The 25,053-nt window shown below is 41.3% G+C and carries 18 protein-coding genes and 1 tRNA gene; 9 read left to right on the top strand and 10 right to left on the bottom strand.

Translation table 11 applies throughout. The features are described 5' to 3' along the window. Nucleotides 1-46: 46 nt before the first annotated feature. Nucleotides 47-925, top strand: coding sequence for a M48 family metalloprotease (locus A5295_RS01130; protein ID WP_012913678.1), 879 nt, complete (start codon nt 47-49; stop codon nt 923-925). A gap of 130 nt (nt 926-1,055) precedes the next feature. After that, nucleotides 1,056-1,129, top strand: a tRNA-Gly gene (locus A5295_RS01125). A gap of 67 nt (nt 1,130-1,196) precedes the next feature. Here A5295_RS01125 and A5295_RS01120 read toward each other — a convergent pair. After that, a complete protein-coding gene (locus tag A5295_RS01120) occupies nt 1,197-3,953 on the bottom strand; it encodes a Rib/alpha-like domain-containing protein (protein ID WP_064621497.1) in 2,757 nt (918 codons plus the stop codon). A gap of 345 nt (nt 3,954-4,298) precedes the next feature. Beyond that, nucleotides 4,299-5,477, bottom strand: coding sequence for an Mbeg1-like protein (locus tag A5295_RS01115; protein ID WP_012913676.1), 1,179 nt, complete (start codon nt 5,475-5,477; stop codon nt 4,299-4,301). A 353-nt stretch (nt 5,478-5,830) separates the two neighbouring features. Here A5295_RS01115 and ahpC point away from each other — a divergent pair, with 353 nt between their 5' ends. The 4 genes from ahpC to malQ all read left to right on the top strand — a co-directional run bounded on the left by ahpC (nt 5,831) and on the right by malQ (nt 12,785). Further along, nucleotides 5,831-6,394, top strand: coding sequence for an alkyl hydroperoxide reductase subunit C (gene ahpC / locus A5295_RS01110; RefSeq protein WP_012913675.1), 564 nt, complete (start codon nt 5,831-5,833; stop codon nt 6,392-6,394). Nucleotides 6,395-6,523: 129 nt separating this feature from the next. Beyond that, complete coding sequence (gene ahpF / locus A5295_RS01105) at nt 6,524-8,197, top strand: alkyl hydroperoxide reductase subunit F (protein WP_064621496.1); 1,674 nt, start codon at nt 6,524-6,526, stop codon at nt 8,195-8,197. Between the two features lie 52 nt (nt 8,198-8,249). Beyond that, a complete protein-coding gene (gene pulA, locus A5295_RS01100) occupies nt 8,250-10,259 on the top strand; it encodes a type I pullulanase (protein WP_064621495.1) in 2,010 nt (669 codons plus the stop codon). Between the two features lie 276 nt (nt 10,260-10,535). Beyond that, a complete protein-coding gene (gene malQ / locus A5295_RS01095) occupies nt 10,536-12,785 on the top strand; it encodes a 4-alpha-glucanotransferase (RefSeq protein WP_012914531.1) in 2,250 nt (749 codons plus the stop codon). 467 nt (nt 12,786-13,252) lie between these two features. Here the strand turns inward: malQ and A5295_RS01090 are convergent, their stop codons facing one another. The 3 genes from A5295_RS01090 to A5295_RS01080 form a co-directional block, all read right to left on the bottom strand. Next, nucleotides 13,253-13,861, bottom strand: a complete 609-nt coding sequence (locus A5295_RS01090) for a DUF624 domain-containing protein (protein WP_012914533.1) — start codon at nt 13,859-13,861, stop codon at nt 13,253-13,255. Nucleotides 13,862-14,048: 187 nt separating this feature from the next. Further along, nucleotides 14,049-14,882 carry a carbohydrate ABC transporter permease gene (locus tag A5295_RS01085; protein ID WP_004104804.1) on the bottom strand — a complete coding sequence of 278 codons (834 nt, stop codon included), beginning with the start codon at nt 14,880-14,882 and terminating at the stop codon, nt 14,049-14,051. Further along, nucleotides 14,879-15,730, bottom strand: a complete 852-nt coding sequence (locus A5295_RS01080; RefSeq protein WP_004118392.1) for a carbohydrate ABC transporter permease — start codon at nt 15,728-15,730, stop codon at nt 14,879-14,881. The genes A5295_RS01085 and A5295_RS01080 overlap by 4 nt, the downstream gene beginning before the upstream one ends. Nucleotides 15,731-16,032: 302 nt before the next feature. On the opposite strand from A5295_RS01080, the gene A5295_RS01075 reads away from it, so the two are divergent. Next, nucleotides 16,033-17,046, top strand: a complete 1,014-nt coding sequence (locus tag A5295_RS01075) for a LacI family DNA-binding transcriptional regulator (RefSeq protein ID WP_033888411.1) — start codon at nt 16,033-16,035, stop codon at nt 17,044-17,046. Nucleotides 17,047-17,187: 141 nt separating this feature from the next. On the opposite strand, the gene A5295_RS01070 is transcribed toward A5295_RS01075, so the two are convergent. From A5295_RS01070 to A5295_RS01060, 3 genes are all read right to left on the bottom strand, one after another. Then, nucleotides 17,188-18,528, bottom strand: coding sequence for an ABC transporter substrate-binding protein (locus tag A5295_RS01070; protein ID WP_004108164.1), 1,341 nt, complete (start codon nt 18,526-18,528; stop codon nt 17,188-17,190). Between the two features lie 272 nt (nt 18,529-18,800). Then, nucleotides 18,801-20,216 carry an ABC transporter substrate-binding protein gene (locus A5295_RS01065; protein WP_064621494.1) on the bottom strand — a complete coding sequence of 472 codons (1,416 nt, stop codon included), beginning with the start codon at nt 20,214-20,216 and terminating at the stop codon, nt 18,801-18,803. A 187-nt stretch (nt 20,217-20,403) separates the two neighbouring features. Next, nucleotides 20,404-21,114, bottom strand: coding sequence for a histidine phosphatase family protein (locus A5295_RS01060; RefSeq protein ID WP_064621493.1), 711 nt, complete (start codon nt 21,112-21,114; stop codon nt 20,404-20,406). 169 nt (nt 21,115-21,283) lie between these two features. Here A5295_RS01060 and A5295_RS01055 point away from each other — a divergent pair, with 169 nt between their 5' ends. Further along, nucleotides 21,284-21,739, top strand: coding sequence for a DUF4235 domain-containing protein (locus A5295_RS01055; protein ID WP_064621498.1), 456 nt, complete (start codon nt 21,284-21,286; stop codon nt 21,737-21,739). Between the two features lie 66 nt (nt 21,740-21,805). Continuing rightward, on the top strand, nt 21,806-22,588 hold the full coding sequence (locus A5295_RS01050) for a nitroreductase family protein (RefSeq protein ID WP_064621492.1): 783 nt from the start codon (nt 21,806-21,808) through the stop codon (nt 22,586-22,588). A gap of 35 nt (nt 22,589-22,623) precedes the next feature. Here the strand turns inward: A5295_RS01050 and A5295_RS06440 are convergent, their stop codons facing one another. Both A5295_RS06440 and A5295_RS01045 read right to left on the bottom strand, forming a co-directional pair. After that, complete coding sequence (locus A5295_RS06440) at nt 22,624-22,881, bottom strand: hypothetical protein (protein ID WP_076003106.1); 258 nt, start codon at nt 22,879-22,881, stop codon at nt 22,624-22,626. A gap of 48 nt (nt 22,882-22,929) precedes the next feature. Beyond that, nucleotides 22,930-24,966: a sodium:proton antiporter gene (locus A5295_RS01045; RefSeq protein ID WP_033888413.1), complete on the bottom strand. Its 2,037-nt coding sequence runs from the start codon at nt 24,964-24,966 to the stop codon at nt 22,930-22,932. Nucleotides 24,967-25,053 lie beyond the last annotated feature (87 nt).

The raw sequence follows: 25,053 nt of genomic DNA, 5'->3' as shown, positions 1-25,053 counted from the left end.
GTATATATTCAGAAAAATTTAAGTTCGCATTATTAAGATAGCTCATATGTTGAAAGGCTTGAGAATACACTATGGCAGCTTAAAAGCCGCACTATTTTTTGTTGTTGTGTGGCTTTTTCTTGCCTTATGTTGGGTTCTTACTGGCTCGCATCTGTCTTCACTAATATGGTTCATTATTCCTGGTATTGCATTTAGTGTTTTTGCTTATTGGTGCTCAAGTAAGCTTGCGATTATTGCTATGCATGCTACAGAGGTTAGTGAAGAAGAAGAGCCTGTGCTTTACGCAATGGTCAGAGATTTATCTGCTCGAATTGGTAAACCTATGCCGCGAGTAATGGTTTCTCCCTACGAAAGTCCTAATGCTTTTGCAACTGGTAGAAGTGAGCGTCATGCGAGTATATGTTGTACTCGTGGTTTGATTAATATTCTTAACGAGCGCGAGTTACGTAGTGTTATTGGTCATGAATTAACTCATATTTATAATCATGATATTCTCGCTTCTTCGCTGGCTACTGCTACAGCAACAGTATTAACGTACGTTGGTTCTTGGCTTGTTTATGTCGGTGATACATATCGTCGTGATATTCGCAAGTATTGCAAATTTATTGGTAAGTTTTTGAATATTTTATTCGCTCCTATTGCTTCTGTTATTATCAATGCAATTATTCCTGGTTCGCGTGAATTTGACGCAGATAAGGGAAGTAGTGAAATTACTGGAGATTTTGCTGCGCTTGCTTCCGCACTTAATAAAATTACTTACGGCATGCAGCTTCACGAGATGAAATCTACTGCTGGATTGCAGGCTGTTGCTTCTTTGATGATTATTTGTCCATGGAATAATAACGCCCCTGCGCTTGTGCATTTGTGTACTGCGCGTCCTACTGTTCAGGATAGGATTGGGCGTTTAATGAGCATTGCTGCATGAATATTTTGTTTGTTGAACTTGCTTGTCTTGTTTATTGAGTTCATAAACTGATTCCTAAATATTGAAGCGGTAAGCTGTGCATGATACCCTTAGATGGTTGTTGAAACTAGTTTACTTTTAGTTACAGCATGCGGATGTAGTTCATCGGTAGAATGGAAGCTTCCCAAGCTTCAGAGGCGGGTTCGACTCCCGTCATCCGCTCCATTCAGATTGTAAAATTGTATAAGTTGTAGTTTTTGTACATTGGATGTATAAAAACTACAACTTACGCTTAGTTAAACTTTCTTTTTCTTGCAATTGTCACAATTGTGCTAGCAAACAGCATCAATGCAACGCTAAGTGCAATTGGAATTATTTGTATTCCAGTACGAGGGAGTGCATTATTGGCTATTGTGGATTGTTTGTGTAAATGGAGGTCTTTCTTTACTAAAGTATTCGTCCACGCAACTTGTTTACCGTTTTCGTCAATAAGGACAATCGTATGATTGCCTTTATAGTCTTCCGGGATAACTACGTCGAATACAATTCTGCCATATTCATTAATGTGAACTGTTACATATTTCATTCCATTTGCGCTATAAAGAAGTTTAGGGTTGGAATATATGTAGGCATAAGCTTTTACTGCTTTTTCTAGTTGTAATCTGCGCATGAATTCTGATGTTGCATTTACTGTAACAGTGATATGGTTGTTTTTTCCCGCATAAGCAATGTTATTATTCCCGACGGTGAGAGTGTTGCACAACGCTGGAAGTAAATCTGCAATACTCTTTGGTGCTGATGGAATCTGTTGCTGTAATGTGTGTGATTCTGAGTTTGCGTTAAGCTCTATGTGGTTTTCGCGCATAGAATCGTTACTAACTGCAGGAGTTTGTAGAGTTTTGGAAGGATGCGTTGGTCCGGGAAATCCCATGCTTGGAATTTCCTTATGGTCTTGATCGAACTTATTAGTCTGTGGGGTTGTGCTATTTGCAGACTTATCAGATTCGCCATTGCTAGAGTGCTCACTGTTGCCAGAATGAGATTCTGGTGTTGGTGGAACAGGTTGTGGCTCTGGTTTAGGCGCAGGTTTTGGCGGAACGGGTGTTGGATTCACCGGGTTTGGTTTCGGCTGCAGAGGCACTGCAGGTTGTTGATCAGGCGTCGGTGTCGGCGTAGGCGAAGGCGTTGGTTCCGGTGTCGGTGGAACAGGTGTCGGAGGTACGGGAGTTGGTGTTGGAGCTGGTGTCGCTGGTGTTAGCTCGATCCATGGTGTTGATTTCTTTGCAGGAATTAACTCGGCCCACGTAATACTCTTTTTAGCTGGGTTTAGTGGTGTTGCTGGAATGATTTCTACAACGTGAGCTTTAAGAGTTACTTTCTGTTTTGCTTTGTTTGCAAAGGTTATTTCTATGATAAATGTTGTTTCTCCAGTGTTTGTTGTGTTTGGTTGTTTTACAACTTGTACTGTGCTGTTTTCTGGTAAGTTTTTTAAGTATGGTTTGAAGTCGAAATTATCGGGGATTTTATTGTCTTTTTTGACTTCTATTTTCTTGCCAGGTTCAGCAGTAACATTTGGAAGTTCCTCGATATTAGCCAATCGTTTATGAATGGTTATTGGAACTATAATAGTTTTTAATATTCTACCAGATAGTRCGAGTAGTATTTTCCCTTCGTAGTTGCCGCATTGAGAAGTGTCAATTTTGTCGTATTCTGTAATGTCTGTAATGGTAGAGCCTTGCGGTATATCGTTAGGATTAAGAAGATGCTTTATTGTTGTGCCTTTTGGCAATGGATCATTTTCCATAATGTCAATATTCGTAATTTTAGGTTCGAAAGCTTGTTCGTCAGTTTTAATAACTGGTTCGTTAACTAATCCGTCGAGTGCATCAATTTTGCGACCGGTTCCCTCAATTTTATTGCGTTCGCCAACTGTGAATCCTTGGAAAGCATTCATTCTAGGCTCAAAGTAGCTTCTGGATCCATGACCGGCTCCAGAACTTCCTACGCTTATTGCACCTTCGAAATTTCCTATTCCGCCTATTACTGTATCGTTATCAACTTTATAATGAACGGCATAACCTTCTTTAGTTAGTTTATCGCCAAAATCAGATGTTTCCCAAAGCCATCTGTTGAATATATTACCTTTGATTCTCGGAGCGTTAAAAGTATAAGCTTTAATATTAAAAGTTGCGCCACTACTTTTAGCTCGAATTAAGGCTCTTTGTGCTAAGTACCCACCTAAAGAGTGACCTGTAACATATAAATTGCTTACAGTGTTCTTTTGTTTATATTCATCAATTAATTTATCTATATCAGCAGCTTGGCCTGGGTTTGAGCCAGTTCCAAGCAAGACATCATTCCATACATCTGTTGCGCCTTTAGTGCCGCGAATTGCTAATACTTGCACGCCGTTTTGCTTAATAAATGGGTACGCAGGATTCACATTTTCAAAAAGGATAGCGTCAAACCCACTCCCGAAGTGGTAGGTTTCCTTAACTTTCCAGAATGGTGCAAGCTCGTTGTGCATAAGGCGGTACTCATTGCGATTTTCATAAATAATCCTGAGCGGTTTTGAGTAGTCAAGTACTTCTTTGACGTAGCTGTCTTCCCTATACACAAGCTCCATAAAAAGCGCCATATCGCGAGGGCTAATATCCCACCTGCGAGGATTGCTATCGTTTTTGTCATCTAATCCGTCGCCGTCGGTGTCCTTAATAAGTGGATGCGAATTATATCCGTAATATGTGCGTCCGTTTTTTACGTAAGTGTAAAGCTCTTCGCTGTTCTTCAGACCGTCGCCGTCGCTATCTTGATCTGGATCTAGCGCGGCTTTATGGTAAAGCAAAGAATCAATCTGATTATTTTCCAAACGAATTCGACCAGTAGAAATGTCGTGAGCGGTTTGTGCGGTAAGAGGTACGTGCACTGGTGATGTTTCTTCTGCCGCTGCGGTTGTTGCTAGCGAAGGTATGTAAACCAGCGATGAAATGATCAAACCAAAAGTTAATACAATTCCACTAATTGTGTGAACGGTACTTACTTTTCTCATACTGCTATTCCTTACTTTTTGTACAGACTTCTACTTTATTTTGAAAATATTTTTGCGAGCAGCACAACAGATTTAGCTCAACGTGTTGGTTTTATCAGATTTAACAACTTTATAAAATTGTATCTAGTTGAATCAGATAATTTTAATAAGTACCAAAAGTTAATACTTAAGCTGATGCGGTGTAATAGGAAAGAATTTCATTAGATTAATTGATATAGGAAAAGCACTGAGCTACTTGTGATATTAATGAATCATCGGTAAATCAGCACTTAGCTTATTGTTAATAAATTACACGAGATAGCTATCTATTGCTGGTGCTAATTAATAATCATTAATTAGCAGTAATTAGAACGTGCGAACATCGTAGAAGTTGTTAAGTTCTTCCATCCAACGTCCAGTGCCAGAAATATCTCCTCTAGTACCTACGGTGAAACCTGGGAAATTGTTCATACGGGCCTCAAGATAGCTTCGAGAGCTATGTCCTTGCGCAGAATTGCTGACGCTTATAGCTCCAGCAAAATTGCCAACAGAACGAATAACCTTGTCGTTGTCTACTTTGTAATGAACAGCGTAACCTTCTCGAGTGAGCTTATCGCCAGTATTGGCGACGGCACGCAACCAACGGTTGAAAATATTTCCCCAAATTTGTGGTGAATTGAATGTGTAAATTTTCTTAATCCAGTTGTAGCCTTTGCCTTTAGCACGAATTAAAGCACGCTGTGCAAGATATCCTCCGAGGGAATGTCCGGTAATATACAAATTGCTAACAGTATTTTCGCGACCATAACGCTCAATCAACTGCTCAACATCTTTAGCTTGATCTGGGTTATGACCTACAGCTATTGCAAAATCATCATCGTAATCATTAAATTGGGAAGTTCCACGAATTGCTAGTACTTGAACAGTGCCTTGTTCTAAGAATGGGTATGGACTTACATTTTCAAACAAAACAGCATCAAATCCTCCCCTTTTGTGGTAGGTTTCCTTAACTTTCCAGAATGGTGCAAGCTCGTTGTGCATAAGGCGGTACTCACTGCGATTTTTGTAAATGTCGTGAAGCGGTTTAGTGTAATCGAGTACCTTATTTATGTAATTATCATCTCGATAAGAAAGTTCAGAGAATAAAGCCATATCGCGAGGACTAATATCCCACCTGCGAGGATTGCTGTCTTGATTATCTGGAATACCATCGCCATCGGTATCGTTCATCATAGGGTGAGAATTGTACCCATAATAAGTCTTACCGTCTTTAGTGTAAGTGTAAATTTCCTGACTATTAGTTAAGCCGTCACCATCTAAATCAGCTTGTGGATCAAGAGGCTTCTTGTGATATAAAGACATATCCAAAGCCCCAGGTAAATCTAAGCCTATAGTTCCATTTGCGATTTGTTTAGCTGTTTCAGCAGTAAGTGGAGTTTTTGCATAATTATCTGCGGTTGTTGCCATTGCTGGCATTGCGAAAGCAGATAGGCTCAAGAGCATGCATAGGCTAGTTAAAAACCCTGTTACTGCATTGCGTTTCATAGTATCCTCCCATATTTTGTTTAGTTTTGTAGTCAACAAATGTATAGGACGACTGTTTACGATTTGTAGCACCTCTTTGTTAACTACGTGCGTTATATAAATTAATCGAAATTTATTTTGCCGCCACAATTGCTATTCTACACAGTTCATCAATTGTATAGTCTACATAAACAAAAGTCCATACTTCTAAATAAATGTTGTTGCTCCTTTTTTGTTTACTAAAATCATTGACGATGTGTATAAGAGTCATAGAAAACATCTATATAACTAGAATTATCAATAGCCATAATCTATTCTTAATAATGAAAATAAAAGCGCAACGAAGGCGCAAATGACCTATTTAGGAGAATGATATGAGTTTAATGAACACACATATTCTTCCATTCAAAGTAAATGGTTATAAGAATGGCGAATTTGTTGAAGTAAGTGATACTGATGTTCTTGGCAAATGGGCAATTTTCTTCTTCTATCCAGCTGATTTTTCATTCGTATGCCCAACTGAATTGGAAGATCTTGCAAACCACTATGAGGAATTGCAAAAGCTAGGCGTTGAAGTTTACTCAGTCTCTACGGATACACATTTTGTACACAAAGCATGGCATGACGATTCTGAAGCAATTGCAAAAGTAAAGTACACTATGTTGGGTGATCCTTCCGGAGCTCTTTCGCGTAATTTTGACGCTTGGAATCAAGAATCCGGTTTAGCTCACCGAGCTACATTCCTCGTGAATCCGCAAGGTGTGATTCAGTTCTTTGAGATGACCGCAGACGGAATTGGTCGTAACGCCGACGAGCTGCTTCGTAAAGTTAAAGCAGCACAGTATATTGCAGCGCACCCAGGCGAAGTTTGCCCAGCAAAATGGGAGCAGGGCGAAGAAACCTTGGAACCTTCTATCGATTTAGTCGGCAAAATCTGATTTTTGCAATTAAATATTAAAGAATATTTTTTTAAAGAATCATCTCAATGCGTAGGGAGCTACGTTCATAGTTTCCTACGCATTTCTCTTATTTTTGCTTGTGACTAAAATTGCGGAAGGAAGTAAACTATGTCTTTGTTGAATGCATCATTAACTGCTCAGCTTTCAGAATTACTAAAAAAGATGGTATCTAAAATAGAAATCATTTCTTACGTTGATAATTCTGAAACATCTCAAAAAGTTAAATCCTTACTGGAAGAAGTATCTCAGCAAAGTGACAAAATCAGTATTTCTGAAGTAAATAATAATGAAATTAGCAATGTAAAGCGTAAGCCAAGCTTTGAATTGCGTAGAAAACTAGATAATCCAGTAAATGGAGAATCTACTGTATCGGTTAGTTTTGCGGGATTGCCTTTAGGGCACGAATTCAGCTCTTTAGTACTAGCACTTCTACAAGTAAGTGGCTATGCGCCAAAAATTAGTGATGAGCAACGCGATGCAATACTAAAGCTTGGTTCACACAATGTGACAACATACATGTCGGTAATTTGCCTGAATTGCCCAGAAGTTGTGCAATCGCTTAACACCATTTCTATTATTAACCCTAAAATCCAGCATACTGTAGTTGAAGGTAGCGCTTTCCGTGAAGAAGTAGATAAACTCGGTGTAATGAGCGTGCCAGCAGTTTTTGAAAATGGCAAACTTATTTCCTCCGGACGGGCAGGAATTGACGAACTTGTATCTGTGCTCGCAGAACAAGAAAAATCTGTTGAGCAAAATGAGAATGGCAATAATGGTAATAGCGTTTCTTCGGCAAATGTTGCGCTCGCAGAAAAAATGAATTCGCAAAATCCATACGATATTGTTATTGCTGGCGGCGGTCCTGCTGCTTCTGCTGCCGCAATTTACACTGCTCGTAAGGGTTTGCGTACAGCTATGATTATGGATCATCGTGGCGGACAGGTTGTAGAAACTGAAAGTATTGAAAATCATATTTCCCAAACGCATACGACTGGTTCTCAACTAGCAGCAGATTTAACTAAGCATATTTCGCAATACGATATTGACGTATTTACTCCTGATTGGGCAGACTCGCTCGATTTATCTAAGGAACCATATGGGTTACATACTATTCATGCGCGTTCTGGCGGATCTTTGAAAGCGCGTGCAGTGATTATTGCAACTGGCGCGACTTGGCGTACGTTGGGCGTTCCTGGAGAAGATGAGTATAGGAATAGAGGCGTATCATTCTGCCCTCATTGCGACGGCCCACTTTTCAAAGATAAGAATGTTGTCGTTGTTGGCGGCGGAAATTCTGGTGTTGAAGCTGCTATTGATTTAGCAGGAGTTGCAAAACATGTGACGGTGGTTGAGTTCATGGATGTGCTTAAAGCTGATCAAGTATTGCTTAATACTTTGCATAAATTACCTAACGCTGAAGTTATTACGAGTGCTGCCGTAAGTAGTATTGAAGGTAATGGTAGTAAAGTTACTGCAATACGTTACATAGATCGCAATAAAGCAGACGATGATGAAAACAGAGAACATATTGTTGAAACCGATGGGGTTTTTGTGCAAATTGGTTTAGCTCCGAATACTCGTTGGCTTGTAAATAATATTTCTCTCAATAATCGAGGAGAAATTATTACGAATCGCGCTGGATGCACTGATACTCCGGGTGTTTTTGCTGCTGGAGATTGTTCAGACGAACCGTATAAGCAGATTGTTACAGCGTATGGTTCTGGAGCCAATGCTGCGTTATCTGCATTTGACTATCTTATCCGCAGCCCGCMRAWTAAATAATTTAGAAAATTTAGACAATTCGCAAAATAGCGAAGGAAGAAGGATACCCTATATGACGACTCCATCTTCGGCAACATGGCCTGTATACGAAGGACCTCTTGGATTTACTTTAAACGCTAAATCTACAACATTTACTGTATGGGCACCAACTGCACAGAATGTGACGTTAAGACTTTTTGAAACCGGAAACAACAGTGAGCCAATTCAAACACACGAATTTAAACCGTTGCATGACGGAGCTTGGCGGATTAATTTCCGTAAGCGTTTAGACGGCATATACTACGATTATCTTGTTACTTTCCAAGATGGCACAGTAAATCGAACTAGTGACCCTTGGGGTGTAGCAAGCGGTGTAAATGGTGAGCGCAGCCTTGTCATAGACGATGAGCGAGTGTCTCCTGCCAATTGGCATAAAGATAAGTCTCCTAAGTTTGTGCGTCATGCAATGGTTGTGTGGGAAACGCATGTTGCAGATTTCAGCAGCAATCCTAATGGCGGCTTTAAGCCAGAGCATAGAGGCCAATATCTCGCTTTTACTGATGAACATACATCTTTGCAAAATCCAGATTCTTCTGAATGCAACTTCCCTACTGGCTTGGATTATTTAAAGCAGCTTGGCATTACTCATGTGCAACTCGAACCTATTTACGATTTTGCAACAGTTGACGAATCCGCAATCGACAATGCGCGCAAAAACGGTGCTTCAGCAGAAGAATTAGATTCTCTATACAACTGGGGTTATGATCCTCACGCTTACAACGTTCCTGAAGGTGCTTATTCTAGCAATCCTTACGACGGCACTGCGCGAATTCGCGAATGCAAAGCAATGATTGCGGCATTACATGCTAATGGCCAACGCGTAATTATGGATGTTGTTTATAATCACATGTACAAGTCTGCAGAAAACGCTTTCGAATGCATGGCTCCTGGGTATTTCTGCAGGCGAGACTCTGACGGATCTTTTGCTAACGGCTCTGGCTGTGGAAATGAAATGGCTTCTGAACATCCTATGTTCCGCAGGTTTATTATTGAATCTTTGCTGCATTGGGCACGCTGCTATCACATTGATGGCTTCCGTTTTGATCTTATGGGATTGACTGATACTGAAACCTTAAATCAGGCACGAGCTGCATTAGATGAGCTTCCTGGCGGTAAAGATATTGTTATGTATGGAGAACCGTGGAGTGCTTCGGACCCTGCTGTTGATGAAAAAGTTCCGATGGGAGATAAAGACGGCAGAAGCACTCTTAACGAGCGCATAGGCTGGTTTAGTGACGAGTCTCGCGATTCCCTCAAAGGCAACGTCATGAACCATCTCGACCGCGGGTATGTAAATGGCAATGAGCTCTGGTGCTCAGATGCGGCTCGCCAAACTCTTAATGCATGGCGTGATACTCCTTCTGCAGGTAAAGAAGTTGGACAGATTGTTCAATATACTTCTGCTCACGACGATTTGACTTTCTGGGATAAGCTTTGTATCTCTATGCGCGAGAATGCTAGCGATTTTGAGTTTGACGCTCAAGATGCACAACAAGTTGCGGATATTTTGAACGCTAATATGTTTGCAGCTGGAATTGTTTTGTGCTCTGCAGGCACGCCGTTTATGCTAAGCGGAGAAGAGTTTGGACGTACTAAGCACGGTTGCGATAATTCTTATAATCGCGGTGTACTAATGAACCAGCTTGACTGGGCGCGCGCTGAACGTTTCAATCCGCTTGTTCAATGGTATCGTGCACTTATAAAGCTTCGCGCTGAATATAGCTCATTGTATGATGGCAAACGCAAACAACTTGAAACGTCTAACCATACTGTTTTGGCTACGCGCATTGGCAATAATTTAATTGTTTGCGCAAATCCTATGTATCATGAAGATGCAACTATTCAGCTACCTGCTATTCATAGCGCAAAGGCTCAAGAGTGGCATTGCGTACTTAATTCAAGTGATTATTTTGCTAAGTGGACTGGAAAACAACCTGACACCGCGGTAAATATTACAACTGAAAAAAGCGCTGCTACCCTACACTTGCCTATCAGAACTTTTGTTGTGCTTAGCAACAAGTAATTGCGTTTTAGTAAGTAAAAAAATAATAAACTGTCAGACGATTGCAACTAAACATGAGTAATCACAACACTTGTGTTTAGTTGCAATTACTTATAAAAACTAGCAAATATGTCGCAACGCTAATTTGCAAACGATGTCAGGTATTTATATAATTGACAGGCAGGGTGTATTTCAATCCAGAGATGTATTGATTTACACGCTATCGCCATAGTTGCACATTTGGCACGCTTACGACGATGTTAGGAATGTGCCAAATCATAAAGTAGAAGGAGCACCATGACAACAACAGCTACTGGCAAAGCTGATGCTGATAAGCCTATGGAAGAAAGCGCAGAACGTCTTGCACGTCCACTTATTAAGCTTGCTAAGGCGTGCGGCGTTGCCACTTTTTATATTGATCAGCAAGGAAGCTACACCGAAATTACAGATGAAGCATTAGTTGGAGTACTTGATGCATTAGGCATGCCTGCCGACACTCAAGACAATATTGCAATTTCATACGAGAAGGTTCAGCGCAAACGCTCTAGCGAGTTATTGCCACCAACTGTCGTTTCGTTTAATGGCGCAAAAACTTGCGTACCAATTCACGCAGGAGATGCCAAAAAAGAGCAAATTCACATTTCTCTTACACTCGAAGATGGAACAGATTATGAAGACTCGTTAGGCGATATTCAATCCGAAGACGATGGAGACTTGTTCATTGAACTTCCGGATGATTTGCCAATGGGCTACCACACTTTGCATGCCAAAGTAATCAGCGCGAATGGCGAGACGGCTCAACATGCTGATGCCACATTGATTGCCGCACCTGCGCGTATTCCATTGCCTGAAAGCGTTAAGCAAAAGCACCGTTGGGGATTCATGACGCAAATGTATTCTGTGCGTTCAAAAGATTCTTGGGGAATTGGCGATTATGGCGATTTGCGTCGCCTACTTAAGGATGCTGGAGAAATCGGCAAGGCTGATTTTATGCTGATTAATCCAATTCATGCGTGCGCTCCAGTAACACCTCTTGAGCCTTCACCGTACTTGCCTGAGTCTCGTAGGTTCTTGAATGTCACTTATATTCGTCCGCAAGATATTCCGGAATATGCTGAATTAAGTGGCGAAGATCTTGCTAAAGTAGAGCAATTGCATGAGTCTATTGCTCCTCAAAACAATAATCCAAATCCTATAGATATCAACGCTGCATGGGATGCCAAGCTTCCTGCGTTGCGTATTATTTTCAAGCAACCTCGTTCTACCGAGCGCGAGCGCGAGTTTAGTGAGTTTAAGCATCGTTCTGGTGAAGATCTTGACGCCTTTGCAACTTGGTGTGTTGCGTTTGAGGTTTGGGGCGCTCCTTGGGGCGAGAATTTGTGGTTTGACACTACAGGCAAAGGCACTCCGCAAATTGAGCGACTTAAGCGCGAACATGCTGACTTGTTTGAGTTCCATCGTTGGCTTCAGTGGATTGCTGATGAGCAAGTTGCTGCAGCTCACGCTGAAGCTAAAGCTGCTGGTATGGCAATTGGTCTTATGCAAGACATGGCAGTTGGCGTACACGGCTACGGTGCTGACGTTTGGTGGAGTCCGGAACGATTTGCTAATGGTGTAAGCGTCGGTGCTCCTCCTGATTTCTACAACCAGCAAGGTCAGGATTGGGGTCAACCTCCATTCGATCCAAATTATTTGGATGAAACTGGCTATATTGCTTACCGAGACATGGTTCATAACGTGTTCTTGCATGCAGGAGCTGCTCGTATTGATCACGTTCTTGGATTGTTCCGCTTATGGTGGATTCCACAAGGACAGGGTGCTAGAAACGGCGCGTATGTGTACTACAACGTAGATGCAATGCTCGCAGTTCTCACTATTGAAGCAACTCGCGCAGGCGGTGTTGTTATTGGCGAAGATTTGGGCACTGTGCCGAAGTATGTTTCTAAGGTTCTTGCATCTCATGGCGTGCTTGGCACTGTTGTTGAGTGGTTCACCCACGACGACGAAGCTGAAGCCACTACTAAGAAGGCTGGAAAGAAGCAAATTATTTTTGCTAATCCGTCTACATATCGAGAGTATGCTCTTGCTTCCGTTACTACGCACGATATGCCACCTACAGCTGGTTATCTTGCCTTTGAGCATGTCAAGCTTCGCGAGCAACTTCATCTGCTTACAGACTCCGTAGAAACGTTCCAGGAGGCTGCTCAAGCTGAACGCGATGCAATGATGAAGATGCTTCTTGAGAACGGTTGGATTAGCAAAGATGCTGCTGAGGATGTTGAAGGTCATGTACAAGAGATTGTGGAAGCTATGCATGCAATTATGCTCACTTCCCCATCTTTGCTTTTGCAAGTAGCTTTGGTTGATGCTGTCGGCGAGAAGCGTTCACAGAATCAGCCTGGAACTAGTACAGAGTATCCAAACTGGCGTATTCCACTTGCTGATGCTGATGGTCGTGTAGTTCACACCGATGAAGTATTTAAGTCACCACGAGTGCTATCTATGACGGCAGTTATGCGCGGCGAAAATACACGGAAGCATGTATAATTTAATAGTTGGTTTACCGATGAACTGACTCTATTTCCCCCCCTCGTAAGGAATATGATTTGCATAGTAGCAAATCAAAATATTTCTTACATGATGTCCTATGTGAGGCGAGCATCTATAATAGTGCTCGCCTCATTAATTATGGGGTTATGGAGTAAGAAGCAAACCCCCTGCCTCAACACCGTTACTCGCGCAGTACGTAATCTGCGTCAATAACACAAATAAGCAGCAACACTCGCGCGCTAAATCGCAGCGCTCAAGCAGGTCATCAGCGCACACCAGTCACAACCTAATTTCTAAAGCACAGCCACACAAACCTGCCCTGCCTTCGTCTTTATTGACGAAGGCAGACCTCGCTTGCGTTGAAAGCACACCGTGCTTTCAACCCTAAGCAAGCTCGGCACTCCGAGTTGCTTTCGCGCGCACAATGCTGCGCTCAAGCAGGTCGTCACGCCATAACGCAGAAATTACTTCTTAATATACTTTGCAAATACACGCTCTAAAATCGGAGTATGCAGCATAATAAGCGATCCCCAACCAATGAATACCAACAAAGGCAAACCCTGCGGCAAATATACGATTGATGCAAATATTAACACAATAAACACTATATCTAGCAGTGTCATTATAAGAGTTTCTTTCCAATACGAAATACCAAAAATAAGAGAATTAACCACTGTTTTATCAATYGAATTTTTAAAACGCGCTTGTAATGCAAACACCCATTCGGCAACAATAACCCACAATATGCTCAGAATAAATTTAATAATTAAAAGTGGAGTAGACCACACGCAAAGCCATAGCCAAATAATAGCAAGCAAAACTGGTCCCATTACAGCCCAAATAATAGTAGATTCCAAAAAATTGCTAGCAAACGCGCGAAAATAAGCTGCAGTAATATGTCCTTCACCTTGCTCTGTACGTCTTGCAGCATCATGACCGGCACAAAGAGAAGCACCGATAGTAATTAAAGGAATGCTTGTTAAAATCATCAATATTGTAAGCCACACGGCATCAGCAAATGTTTCCATGCTTTGCGCAAACTTTGAATCTGGGCTTCCAAACGAGAAAATCATTCTATACTATCTCCTGGTTTTATGACGCAATTCCTATGCTTTACTATCTATAGATACTCTAATAACGAACTCTACCACCTAATTACAAACTAACGTAACTATTAAAAATAATGACGGTGTGCACAAACGTAATAGTATGCACACACCGCCGCTTTCACTGCCACTTGAATTTTGGAGGAGAATTAATTTATCCCTTTACTGCACCAGACATAACACCTTTAATAATGTACTTCTGGCAGATGAGGTAGAAGATTATGATTGGAACAATTGCCATAACCAAGCAGCCCATCATTGCGCCCATCTCGACAGATCCATAGCCGCCCTTCAAATACTGAACAGCTATAGAAATAGTCTTATACTTGTTGAGATCGAGCGTCAAGAATGGAAGCAGGAAGTCATTCCAAATCCACATTGCCTGCAAGATTGAAACCGAAATAATAGCAGGTCGCATAATCGGCACAATAATCTGGAAGAATATACGTGGCACAGAAGCACCATCAATCATTGCAGACTCTTCGAGTTCTTGCGGAATACCCTTAATCACACCAGTGAAAATAAACACTGCAAGTCCTGCACCAAAGCCTAAGTAAATAATCCACAATCCCCATGGAGTATTCAACTTCAAAGTGTTCGTAATGTAAGCAAGGGTGTACATAACCATCTGGAATGGCACAATCATGTTAAACAGGAACAAAACGTATAGAAGTTTTGCTGCCCAATTGTTCACACGAACAATCCACCATGCACACATTGACGTGCACAGAAGAATGAGAATCACAGAACCAACAGTTACAACAATGGTCCAGAGGAAACTCATCGGAAAATCAGTACGATTTGAACCTAATACGTAGTTAGACATTCCAACAAACGATTTTGAACTAAAAGTAAAAGGATTGCTTGCAATATCAACCTTAGACTTGAAAGAATTCAGTACCACTAAAGCTATAGGGAAAATCCATAACAAGCTTATAAGAGTGAACAGCACAGTCCATAACGCAGGATGCTTTGTTTTCTCGTTCATGCCGCTACCTCCTTCGACCTAGTGAGCATATTCTGAACCATAGCAATAACAGCCACGACAATGAAGAACATGACTGCCTGAGCCTGACCAACGCCTTCACATCTTGGAGTAGTGAAAGTTCTATAAATATTAAGAGCTAACATCTCTGTTTTCCTTGACGGACCACCGTTAGTTAATGCGAAGTTCTGATCGAAAAGCTTGAAGCCGTTGGTAATTGTTAAGAATGTGCAAACAGTAATAGAAGGCATCATCAATGGAATAGTAATCTTGAATAAAGTCTGCCTTGGGCTTGCACCATCGACAGCAGCTGCTTCCATAACATCTCCTGGAAGAGCCTGCATTCCTGCGATATAAATAATCATCATATAGCCAATTTGCTGCCAGCAAACAACAATCACAAGGCCCCAGAAACCGAATACTTCAGAGAACGTAATCGTACGATTGAAGTAGCCGAGTATACCATTTAACAAGAGCTGCCAAATATAGCTTAAAACGATACCGCCAATAAGATTTGGCATAAAGAACACGGCTCTGAATATCGTCGTGCCCTTGAACTTCTTAGTAAGCATGTACGCAATTGCAAAAGCAATAACATTAATAATTATTGTTGTAATAACTGCAAAAAGCGTTGTGAACAAAAACGAATAAACAAGATGCGGATCTTTTAAAGCTCTATAGTAGTTACGAAAACCCACAAACTTACCATCAGTCACAGTAGTGAATTTTCTAAAGCTCAAGTACACACCCATAATAAATGGCACTAAGAAGCCAACAACAAACGCAGCAAACGTTGGCAGCGCAAATAACCACCACCATTTACGTATTGCTTTTCCGCTCATACTAATCATGACTCGTCACTTTCTCCTCCTTGAGCGCGACATCCACGTAGACATCGCTGTCCCGAACCAATAACTTCATTCTACTACATGAATTAGCTATGTCAAACGTTGTCATTTTCGATATGTCACTTCAAACAAATATCAGAATTTAGTTTTAAAAAAATTGCTTATTATCGTTGGCATTCCAGCAAAATTTGCTAGAATAGAAATGTCTGCAAACGTTTGTTTGTTTCGAACTATAAAAGTTCGCACTAAACAATTAAACACAAGGCTGTGCTACACGTTTGTTATACGCGAATAAAGGAGTTCACATGTCGGCAAATATTCAAGATGTAGCGAATAAAGCTCATGTGTCAGTTTCTACTGTGTCGCGTTCATTTACACGACCGAACTTAGTATCTGCATCCACTCGCAATAAAGTATTGGCCATTGCCGAACAATTGAATTTTTCTATTTCGAAATCTGCAGCAGCACTAAAATCTGGTAAAACCTTGCGCATCGCTTTATTGATTAGCGATCAAATTCGTCTATGGTTTTCTGCATCTATTATTCAAGGATTGAATCAAGTATTCCACACAGCTGGATATGATTTGTCTATTTTTCAGATTTCCAGCAGTAAAGAGCGTAGTGAATTTTTCACAATGCTCCCAACTAGACGTAATGCTGACGCCGTTGTTGTGTGCTCCTTTGACGTAAATACCAACGAAATCGCACAACTTAAATCAACAGGCGTGCCAATTGTTGGCATAAACTGCTTATATCCACAAAAATGCGATTTTGACGCGACTATCAATATTGACGATGACCAAGGTGCAAGACTTATGGCACGCCACTTAATCGGTTTAGGGCATCGCAATATTGCATATGTGCGCACAACTCGTGACGTTTCACTACATTTCAGCGTATTGCAACGTTACCATTCTTTTATTGATGAATGCCAAAATAGCGGGATCACACCTACAGAAATTGTGGCACCTGCTAATTCTGATCGCATAAGTGCCATAGTTTCTATGCTTCTTGGAAGTTCAATTATGCCAACAGCAATTGCATGCCAAGAAGATGGTATTGCAATACCGCTTATGTTTCAGCTTGCACGCAGCGGGTATTCTACTCCAAAAGATGTGTCAATTATTGGTTTTGACGATAGTTTTTACGCGCATGAAACTGGCTTAACTACTATTAGACAGGATCCAGTTGATATTGCTTCTACTGCGGCAAATATCACGCTTGCGCTTATAAACGCAGAGAAAGTTGAAGATCAGTATCGCATTGTTCCAGCGCAACTTATTGTGCGTTCAAGCACAGCTGCATTATTAAAAGAATAGACCTTTTATAGTTTTTTTCTAGAAAATATCGAAATAACAAAATCCGCTAGGACTTAGCACTGTGATGTGCCAGTATCCTAGCGGATTTTCTTACGTCACCTTTGCTTGCTTACGTCAGCAGGTGTAACGTCTGTTTGTTTATTAGTCATCTTCGTGAGCTTGAGAATATTCTTTAGCCCAACCATCCACAAACGCTGTCTTAACCTTATCCCACTTGCCAGTGCCCTGAGCGTACTCAAGCAAAGCAGAGCCGAGGTCGTTCTTCCAGTTATCAGATGGCATTACGGTGAAGTTCCAGCTTACTGGAGTCTTACCAGACTTAGCATCTTCAACAGCTGCCTGAGTCAATGGGTTGTCAGACTTGATATCTGCGAAGCTCTTGAATGGAGTAGTGAAGCCCATCTTCTTAGACAAAGCATCCTTACCAGCATCGGAAGTAAGCAACCACTTCAAGAAGTCCTTAGTTGCCTTCTTGTTAGCGTCAGACGTCTTCTCGTTGATGCACCAATAGTTCTCAGAACCAGTTGCCAAGCCTTGCTTCTCTTCGCCCTTAGCACCAATATAAATTGGAAGCATACCAAGGTCTTCAGCCTTCATACCAGCCTTGGAGAGGTCACCCCAAGCCCAAGTACCATTCTGGTAGAACACAGCTTTACCCTGGGAGAACTCAGCATTAGCATCTTCACCAGTCTTGGAACCAATTTTTGTTGCTGGTGTAGTGGAATCAGTAATGTAAAGATCGAAAATCTTCTTATAACCGTCAAGGAAGCTACCCTTTACCTTTGCAGGCTGCTTGGTAACATGATCTTCCTTGAACTCATAGTACAAAGGAAGATTTGCAAGGTGGGTCTTAAAACGCCAATCAGAGCTGGAATCAAAACCAGCAGAAGTAAAGGCGCCTTCAACGCCAAGATCTGACTTGTGCTTTTGAATATCATCTGCAACAGCCTTCAACTTATCGAAGGAGTTGATTTCTTCAGCAGACTTTACCTTAGCATCCTTAAGCTCGGTGTACTTCTTAAGCAAAGCCTTGTTGTAAATCAAGCCGTAGGTTTCCATTGCATATGGAATACCAACAACCTTATCTCCATCCTTCAAAGCAATATCCTTGTTCTGAAGTTGGCTATAAAGCTCAGTATCCTTCAAATCAGCAGTGTAATCCTTCCAGCTTGCGTAACCAACTGGACCGTTGATCTGGAAGAGTGTAGGAGCTTCATTACCCTTGCTGATTTCACTCTTCAAAGACTGCTCATAAGTTCCGGAAGCAGCAGTTTGAACCTTAACCTCAACACCTGTTTTCTTGGTGTATGCCTTAGCTACTTCCTTCCACTGATCTGCAGCTTCTGGCTTAAAGTTCAAGAAGTAAACCTTACCTTTAGCAGAGCTGTCACTTGAGGAGGATCCGCAAGCTGCAAGCGCGCCAAAAGCCATTGCCGAGCAAGCTACCAGTGCAATTGTTGATTTAATTGTACGATTCATCATCGAACCTTTCTCCTATGCCGACAATCCCGTCATTGGACTGCCACACCTCTCGGTGTCCTTATCGACAATATTTATTATGCCTCAACTGCTGCAATATTGCAAACGATAGCATAAGTAAATTGACGCGTGTCATTATAAAAACACCACCCACTAATATATTCGATAAAATTAGCACGTATTTTTGGCAATAATTAAAGGGATTGCACAACAATTTAGCAAACGATTGTGCAACCCCTTGAGGATTATAGTTCAAAACAAATTATTTAATTAAACTAACTCTGCCCATGAGCAATCTTATATTCCTTAGCCCAGCCATCAACAAACGCGGATTTAAGAGTAGCCCATGCCTTATTAGCGCCAATAGAAGTCATACCGTCTTTTGTTGCTTGAGCGTATGTAAGCAAATCAGAGCCAACATCGTCTTTCCAACCGTTAGATGGCATAGTAACAAACACCCACTTAACAGGCAATTTGCCAGGCTTAGCAGTGTAATCAACAGCAGCCTGAACTAGAGGATTTTCTGCTTTAGGGAAACCTTTGAAAGGAGCAGCAAAGCCCATTTTATTAGCTAAAGCATCCTTACCATAATTTGTAGTAAGTAACCAATTAAGGAAGGCATTAGTTGCTTCCTGATTCCGCCTTGAAGTCTTTTTATTAATGCACCAATAATTTTCCGAACCGGTAGCCATGCCTTGTTTCTCTTCGCCCTTAGCACCAATATAAATTGGTAGCATGCCAACATCGTCAGGCTTTATGCCAGCTTTTGAAAGATCACCCCAAGCCCAAGTACCATTCTGGTAGAACACAGCTTTACCAAGAGCAAACTCATAAACAGCATCCTCGCCAGTTTTAGTACTTAACTGGCTTACAGGAGTTGTGGAATCAGAAATATAAAGGTCAAAAATCTTCCTGAAATTATCAACATAGTCGTAATTAATTGACTGAGGCTGACCATTAACGTTATTCTTAACGAATTGATAATACAAAGGCATATTTGCAAGATGCGTCTTAAAACGCCAGTCGGAGCTTAAATCAAAACCTGCGGACGCAAAAGCACCGTCAATACCAAGCTCATCCTTGCGCTTTTGCAAATCGTCTGCAACAGCCTTCAACGTAGCGAAATTAGTTATTTGATCTTCAAAAGATTTGCCGTTTTCTTCTGGTTGCAACTTTGCATCTTTAAGATCCGCATACCTAGCAAGCAAAGCCTTGTTGTAAATCAAGCCGTAATTTTCAGTAACATATGGCACAGCAACCGGCTTACCGTTATCCATAAAAGCAAGATTTTTATTGCTAAGTTGCGTATAAAGAGGGGAATTAGTTAAATCAGCAGTGTAATCCTTCCAGTTAGCGTAGCCAACAGGACCGTTAATCTGGAATAACGTAGGCATGCTATCTGGATTATCTTTATATTTCTCAACTTCGGTTTTAAGTCTCTTTTCATACTGACCGCCAGTTGGTGTAACTATGCTTACTGTAACACCAGTCTGTTTTGTGTATTCTTTAGCAACTTCTTCCCACATAGCAGTAGCTTCAGGCTTCAAGTTGAAGAAAATAACCTTCCCATTAGCAGACCTATCGGCATTTGCGCCAAAAGACTGAGAAAAACCAAAAGCAGTAAACGCACAAGCCGCCAAAACAGCGCAAACTACTAGCGCAATAATCGACTTAACCGAACGACTCATCATCGAACCTTTCCATATACTGCTAATCTCTTACGAACTAACTAATTACTGCTATTGAATACTATTTAAATCACCGTAGTGAGCTAATATTACAGCAAACGCAAGACTCAAATATATAAATATCTTTGCAAAAAATTTGCGCAAATCGCACTAAAATATATGAAAATATCTGAAATTTTAAAACCGTATTTCAACAATTCCAATGCACAATTACATTGTCGCCTTTATACGTGCCCAACACAGAATAATGCGCGGTATCCATACGAAGAAGTCGCGCAAAATCTGGGTTTATTCCAAGCCAGCGCGCAGTAAGAATACGCAACACATGAGCATGCGCAACAACAAGCACGTCCTTACCTAATTTCAATTTAGGCATTGCCATATCAATAATCTTTTGAGTACGATCCGAAACCTCTTGCAAGCTTTCTCCAGAAGTCCTGTGCACATCCACTGTCTCTCCACTAGGAAGCACTTCTTTAGCATCACTAACCATGTGAAAAGGAAGAACTTTAGGACCATGTTTCCACACATCCCACGCCTCAACTCCACTTAGTTTAGAAATATCAGCGCGCGTGCGACCCTCAGCAGCACCATAATCCCACTCCAGCGCGCTATCGCAAATTGTATACGAAGCAAATCCAGCAAACTGAGCTGTTTGCTGCGCGCGACGAAGCGGGCTTACAAGCACACAATCCTCATCAAAACCTTTTGTGAACACACGCTGCAATCTAGCACCAGCCTCTTTTGCTTGCTCAACACCAACTTCAGTAAGAGGCAAATCCGTGCGCCCAGTATGCTGACCAGACACACTCCAAGCGGTTTGACCGTGACGAAGTAACACCAAGCAACCCTGCTTCGAGCATTCTTTCTGAGAGGATTCTTTAGTGCCGTTATTTTGCATAGTCTTCACATTCCTCACCAGCGCCATGTACACACATCGCACTGGACGCCTAGCAGCACGATTGCTTTACGTAAGCATTTCTTAACTTGCAGCCACTTTGCCGCAAATCAAGATTACTGTTCCATGGTACCGCCAAAATTGGTATTTCGTTACCATTAACATAGAAAATATGACGCAATTATCATCGGCTAATACTAAAACTCAACGAAACCATCGTGTGACTCAAGCTACCGTGCAACGACTGAATGCAGCGAATCGTAAGATTGATGCGCTTCGCGAGCGCCGATTAAAAAATCCAAATACTTTAGGAGATTCGTTGCTTAAAGCCGCACTTCCGTCTTTTGCAACGTTTATAGCTGGACAGATTGCGCACTTAATATGGGAAAAACATGTTGATACTAGAAAAATCAATTTAAACTCTAATAATCGTCCTAACAATCTTTCTAAAGAAAAAATCACACAAAAGCAACGTGTTAAGCAAGAAGAACCATTGCTAATGTCTCTTGGATTTGCAGTATTTTCTGCGATTCTTACTACGATTGTTGGTCGCTTAGTAAGTCACGGAACCTTGTCTTATGTTGCGCGGAGGCAAAGAAAGCGACAGTTTCGAAAAAATAAATTCTAATTTTGAACAAATGAAACTAAATGCAGAAATAATCGAAGAATAAGGAAAGTAAGGAATAAGAATAACGTGCAAAACTTACGTCACAACGAAACTATTGATACTCTACTGAACCGCCGATCTATTCGCGCTTTTTGCAGCGAAGCAATTGACGAAGATACAGTCGCGACTCTTGAAACCGTGGCTCAACGCGCTGCTTGCAGCCAGTTTTTGAACGACTGGTCAGCGATTAAAATTACGAATAGCTCAATTAAGCAGAAGCTTTCCGAAATTGGCAATCAAACATATATTGCTACAGCTCCGCTGTTGTACGTTTTTATTATTGACCAGCACAGAAACGCTGCAATTGCACAAAAAAATGGCATCGATACAGGCAGCGACGAATTTATGCTTAAAACTCGTTACCGCTTTACTCAAGCTCAAAACGACGTCATTTTGGCACTTCACACCATGGAAACTGCCGCGGAATCTTTGGGTCTTGGTTGCGTAATCCTCGGTTCAATTTTGAACAGTAGAACTCAGCTTATTGATATTTTGGATTTGCCTGAATACACGTATCCCGTGCTCGGCTTGGCAATTGGTAAGCCTGCACAAAATCCGGAATTAAAGCCGCGCATGAGTACTAGCATGCAGATTTTTGAAAACACTTACCCTGCTGACGATGCTGAATTACTAGAGAATCTTGCCGATTTCGACAATCGCGTGCATCAATATTACGATTTGCGAAATACTAGCAGACCGGTTGACGCTTTCAGCGCGCAAATTCTTGCTATAGCAGCAGACGATATTGCCAAAAAACACGAAGCAGAAGATGTTGAGCAGGTTGCAAGGCAAGGTTTTAATGTTGCATAAGATTTAACACCGTTTTAATTTAGTGCCGTTTTAACTTAACGCCGTCTTGGCTTGTACCCGCGCTTTCTAGATTTAGGCTTCGTGCTTGCGGATGGCGAGCGCATATCGGAATACATGCGATTTACCGGGTTTTTATGCGTCAAATGCCAGCAACCACAATATTCACAAGCATAAACCCATAACTGTGTTCCACGCTCTCGCAAACTTTGCTCCGCTGCCATAAGAGCCTGCCCTTTATTCTTGTACATGATTTTTTGGGTAGATTCGCAGCGCCTCGGAGTAAAGAAATACATAGCTTTTATGGTAGCAAACCGCTTAACAGTTTATGATACGTCCAATAATTACATATCCACGTTAGCATCAACGTTCATAACGTACACGTTATTGCGCAATTGCCGCTCTTGCATTCGCGTAATATCCCCATCTTCGTACATGTCATGAATTATACGTAACTCTATTGCGTAACTTTCACGCTTTACTTCTTCAATATTTTCGATTAAACGCACGCTCAAGCTCACATTAGGTCTAGAACGCAACAATCGTTCAACACTCCTGTACTCGCGCAAAAGTGCAGAACAGTACTCAGCTGCGTATTCCTGATTGCTCATGACATTATATAGTCGTTCAATAACGTGCTGAATAACTTCAATATGCAACTGACGAATATGCACAAAAATAACGTCTTCTTGTAAGAGTGGAGCTGTTCTGCGAATCATATTACTTACTCGCATTATGACTGTTCCAATACGACGCTGTAATGCTCTTAACCTTCCGCGAACATGCCACATGAGGGTTCCCAACTGCCTATCAGTGTGAATGTGACGTAAAGAATTCATAATTTGATCCAACAGACGCTCACAAGCTTCAACCTCCAGCAATTCCTGTTTCGATAAAGAACAAGCTTGCTTCAGCTTACGCAAACGCTGCTTAATATAATCTTTTTCCCAGTTAAGAGTTTCAATGCGCAAATCCAAATATTCTTTGGAGTCTCTATGCCCAATATTTTGCTTTAAACGTTCAATTCGTTCGGTATAAGAGTCAACAACAGACAATACTGCACGACGATTTTCGTTAGTAATACTAGAGGTTAATTCTTCAACCGTACGTCTAAGCACTTCAATGGCAATAGGAGTAACTTCCTCAAGTTCAGTATCGTTCTTTTTGGGAGAAATCATGGGTAACAAGAAGTTCGCCATAAGTAGCGTAACCACGATCACTACTCCCGATATAAAAATAAGTTCATTCCTAAGTGGAAACTTCACCGGTAATGTGAACATTAACGCTAAAGTTAAGGTTCCTTTTGCTCCACCTAAAGTCATAATTACAGCAGATTTTAATCCGCCTGTTAATTGGAATTGAGAAGATCTTGCGATGCGAACCATGGTGACCATCCATAAGAACCTCATGCCAACAACCGCAAGCAACGTTACAGCAATAATAGCCACAAGCAACAGGTTATTAACACCATAATCATTCCAACTTGAACTTACAACTTTTGGCAAAGCAATGCCAAGAAGAACAAAAACTGCACCATTCAGCCCAAACGAAAGAACACTCCACACGCTATTGGCAACAATATTAGTGCGCGAAACATTCGGACCTACTCCAGAACGATCAAATCTTGCTAGTAATCCTGCGGTAACTAACGCTAGCATTCCAGAAGCGCCAACACCTTCAGCACCCATGTAGAGCAGGAACGGCAAAAATAGTTCCATTAATATTCTTGTTTTTGTAGTTTCCCAACCTAAAGATCTAATCTTTTCAAAAAGCCAGTTTGCAGCTAATCCTACAAATACGCCAATTGCAATTCCACCAAAGAATTTTGATGCAAAACTGCTTAGTGCTGGCGTGATATCGAAAACACCAGACGCAGCAACAAGAACTGCAAACTGGAAGCCTACGATTCCGGACGCATCATTAAACAGTGATTCACCCTGTAGTACGCTAAATTGTTTGTCAGTAAGCGATACTTCATGACTTAACGCACTTACTGCCACAGCGTCAGTCGGTCCCAAAGCTGCCCCTAACACAGCTGCAGCGGCAATCGGTATAAATGACCATATTGCAGGTAAAAGCACAGCAACTGCGACCATAGTTGCCAGTACTAAACCAACAGCAAGAGTTGCTGAGTATTTAAATGAAGACAATAACGCTAACTTATTTATCTCACGCGATTCAAAATAAATTAAAGGCGCAACAATTACGATCATAAAAAGCTCTGGATCGAGAGTAACGTTTGGGAAGAAAGGCAGTTCTGAAGCTATAACACCCATGGTTATCTGCACAAGCGGCACTGAAACTCTCGGTATAAAACGCTCCAAGAATGACGACAGCACTACAACCGCCATGATGTACAGAATTAGCTCAAAAACTGGCATACTATTATAACTCCCCCTGTTTATTTACCTTATTTTTCAGCTTATCGAAACATGGCAACTAATATAAAATTTATTGAAATGCAAAAT

The sequence above is a fragment of the Gardnerella sp. 26-12 genome (assembly GCF_001660745.1).
GTDB lineage: Bacteria > Actinomycetota > Actinomycetes > Actinomycetales > Bifidobacteriaceae > Bifidobacterium > Bifidobacterium swidsinskii.
This window is presented reverse-complemented; position numbering and strand designations above follow the sequence as displayed.

What these genes read in the sequence shown, in the direction of transcription:
- A5295_RS06440 (WP_076003106.1), bottom strand. Translation starts at nt 22,881, where the DNA reads ATGTATTTCTTTACTCCGAGGCGCTGCGAATCTACCCAAAAAATCATG.
- A5295_RS01080 (WP_004118392.1), bottom strand. Translation starts at nt 15,730, where the DNA reads ATGATTAGTATGAGCGGAAAAGCAATACGTAAATGGTGGTGGTTATTT.
- A5295_RS01045 (WP_033888413.1), bottom strand. Translation starts at nt 24,966, where the DNA reads ATGCCAGTTTTTGAGCTAATTCTGTACATCATGGCGGTTGTAGTGCTG.
- A5295_RS01065 (WP_064621494.1), bottom strand. Translation starts at nt 20,216, where the DNA reads ATGATGAGTCGTTCGGTTAAGTCGATTATTGCGCTAGTAGTTTGCGCT.
- A5295_RS01060 (WP_064621493.1), bottom strand. Translation starts at nt 21,114, where the DNA reads ATGCAAAATAACGGCACTAAAGAATCCTCTCAGAAAGAATGCTCGAAG.
- A5295_RS01075 (WP_033888411.1), top strand. Translation starts at nt 16,033, where the DNA reads ATGTCGGCAAATATTCAAGATGTAGCGAATAAAGCTCATGTGTCAGTT.
- malQ (WP_012914531.1), top strand. Translation starts at nt 10,536, where the DNA reads ATGACAACAACAGCTACTGGCAAAGCTGATGCTGATAAGCCTATGGAA.
- A5295_RS01130 (WP_012913678.1), top strand. Translation starts at nt 47, where the DNA reads ATGTTGAAAGGCTTGAGAATACACTATGGCAGCTTAAAAGCCGCACTA.
- A5295_RS01085 (WP_004104804.1), bottom strand. Translation starts at nt 14,882, where the DNA reads ATGAACGAGAAAACAAAGCATCCTGCGTTATGGACTGTGCTGTTCACT.
- ahpC (WP_012913675.1), top strand. Translation starts at nt 5,831, where the DNA reads ATGAGTTTAATGAACACACATATTCTTCCATTCAAAGTAAATGGTTAT.
- pulA (WP_064621495.1), top strand. Translation starts at nt 8,250, where the DNA reads ATGACGACTCCATCTTCGGCAACATGGCCTGTATACGAAGGACCTCTT.
- A5295_RS01115 (WP_012913676.1), bottom strand. Translation starts at nt 5,477, where the DNA reads ATGAAACGCAATGCAGTAACAGGGTTTTTAACTAGCCTATGCATGCTC.
- A5295_RS01070 (WP_004108164.1), bottom strand. Translation starts at nt 18,528, where the DNA reads ATGATGAATCGTACAATTAAATCAACAATTGCACTGGTAGCTTGCTCG.
- A5295_RS01055 (WP_064621498.1), top strand. Translation starts at nt 21,284, where the DNA reads ATGACGCAATTATCATCGGCTAATACTAAAACTCAACGAAACCATCGT.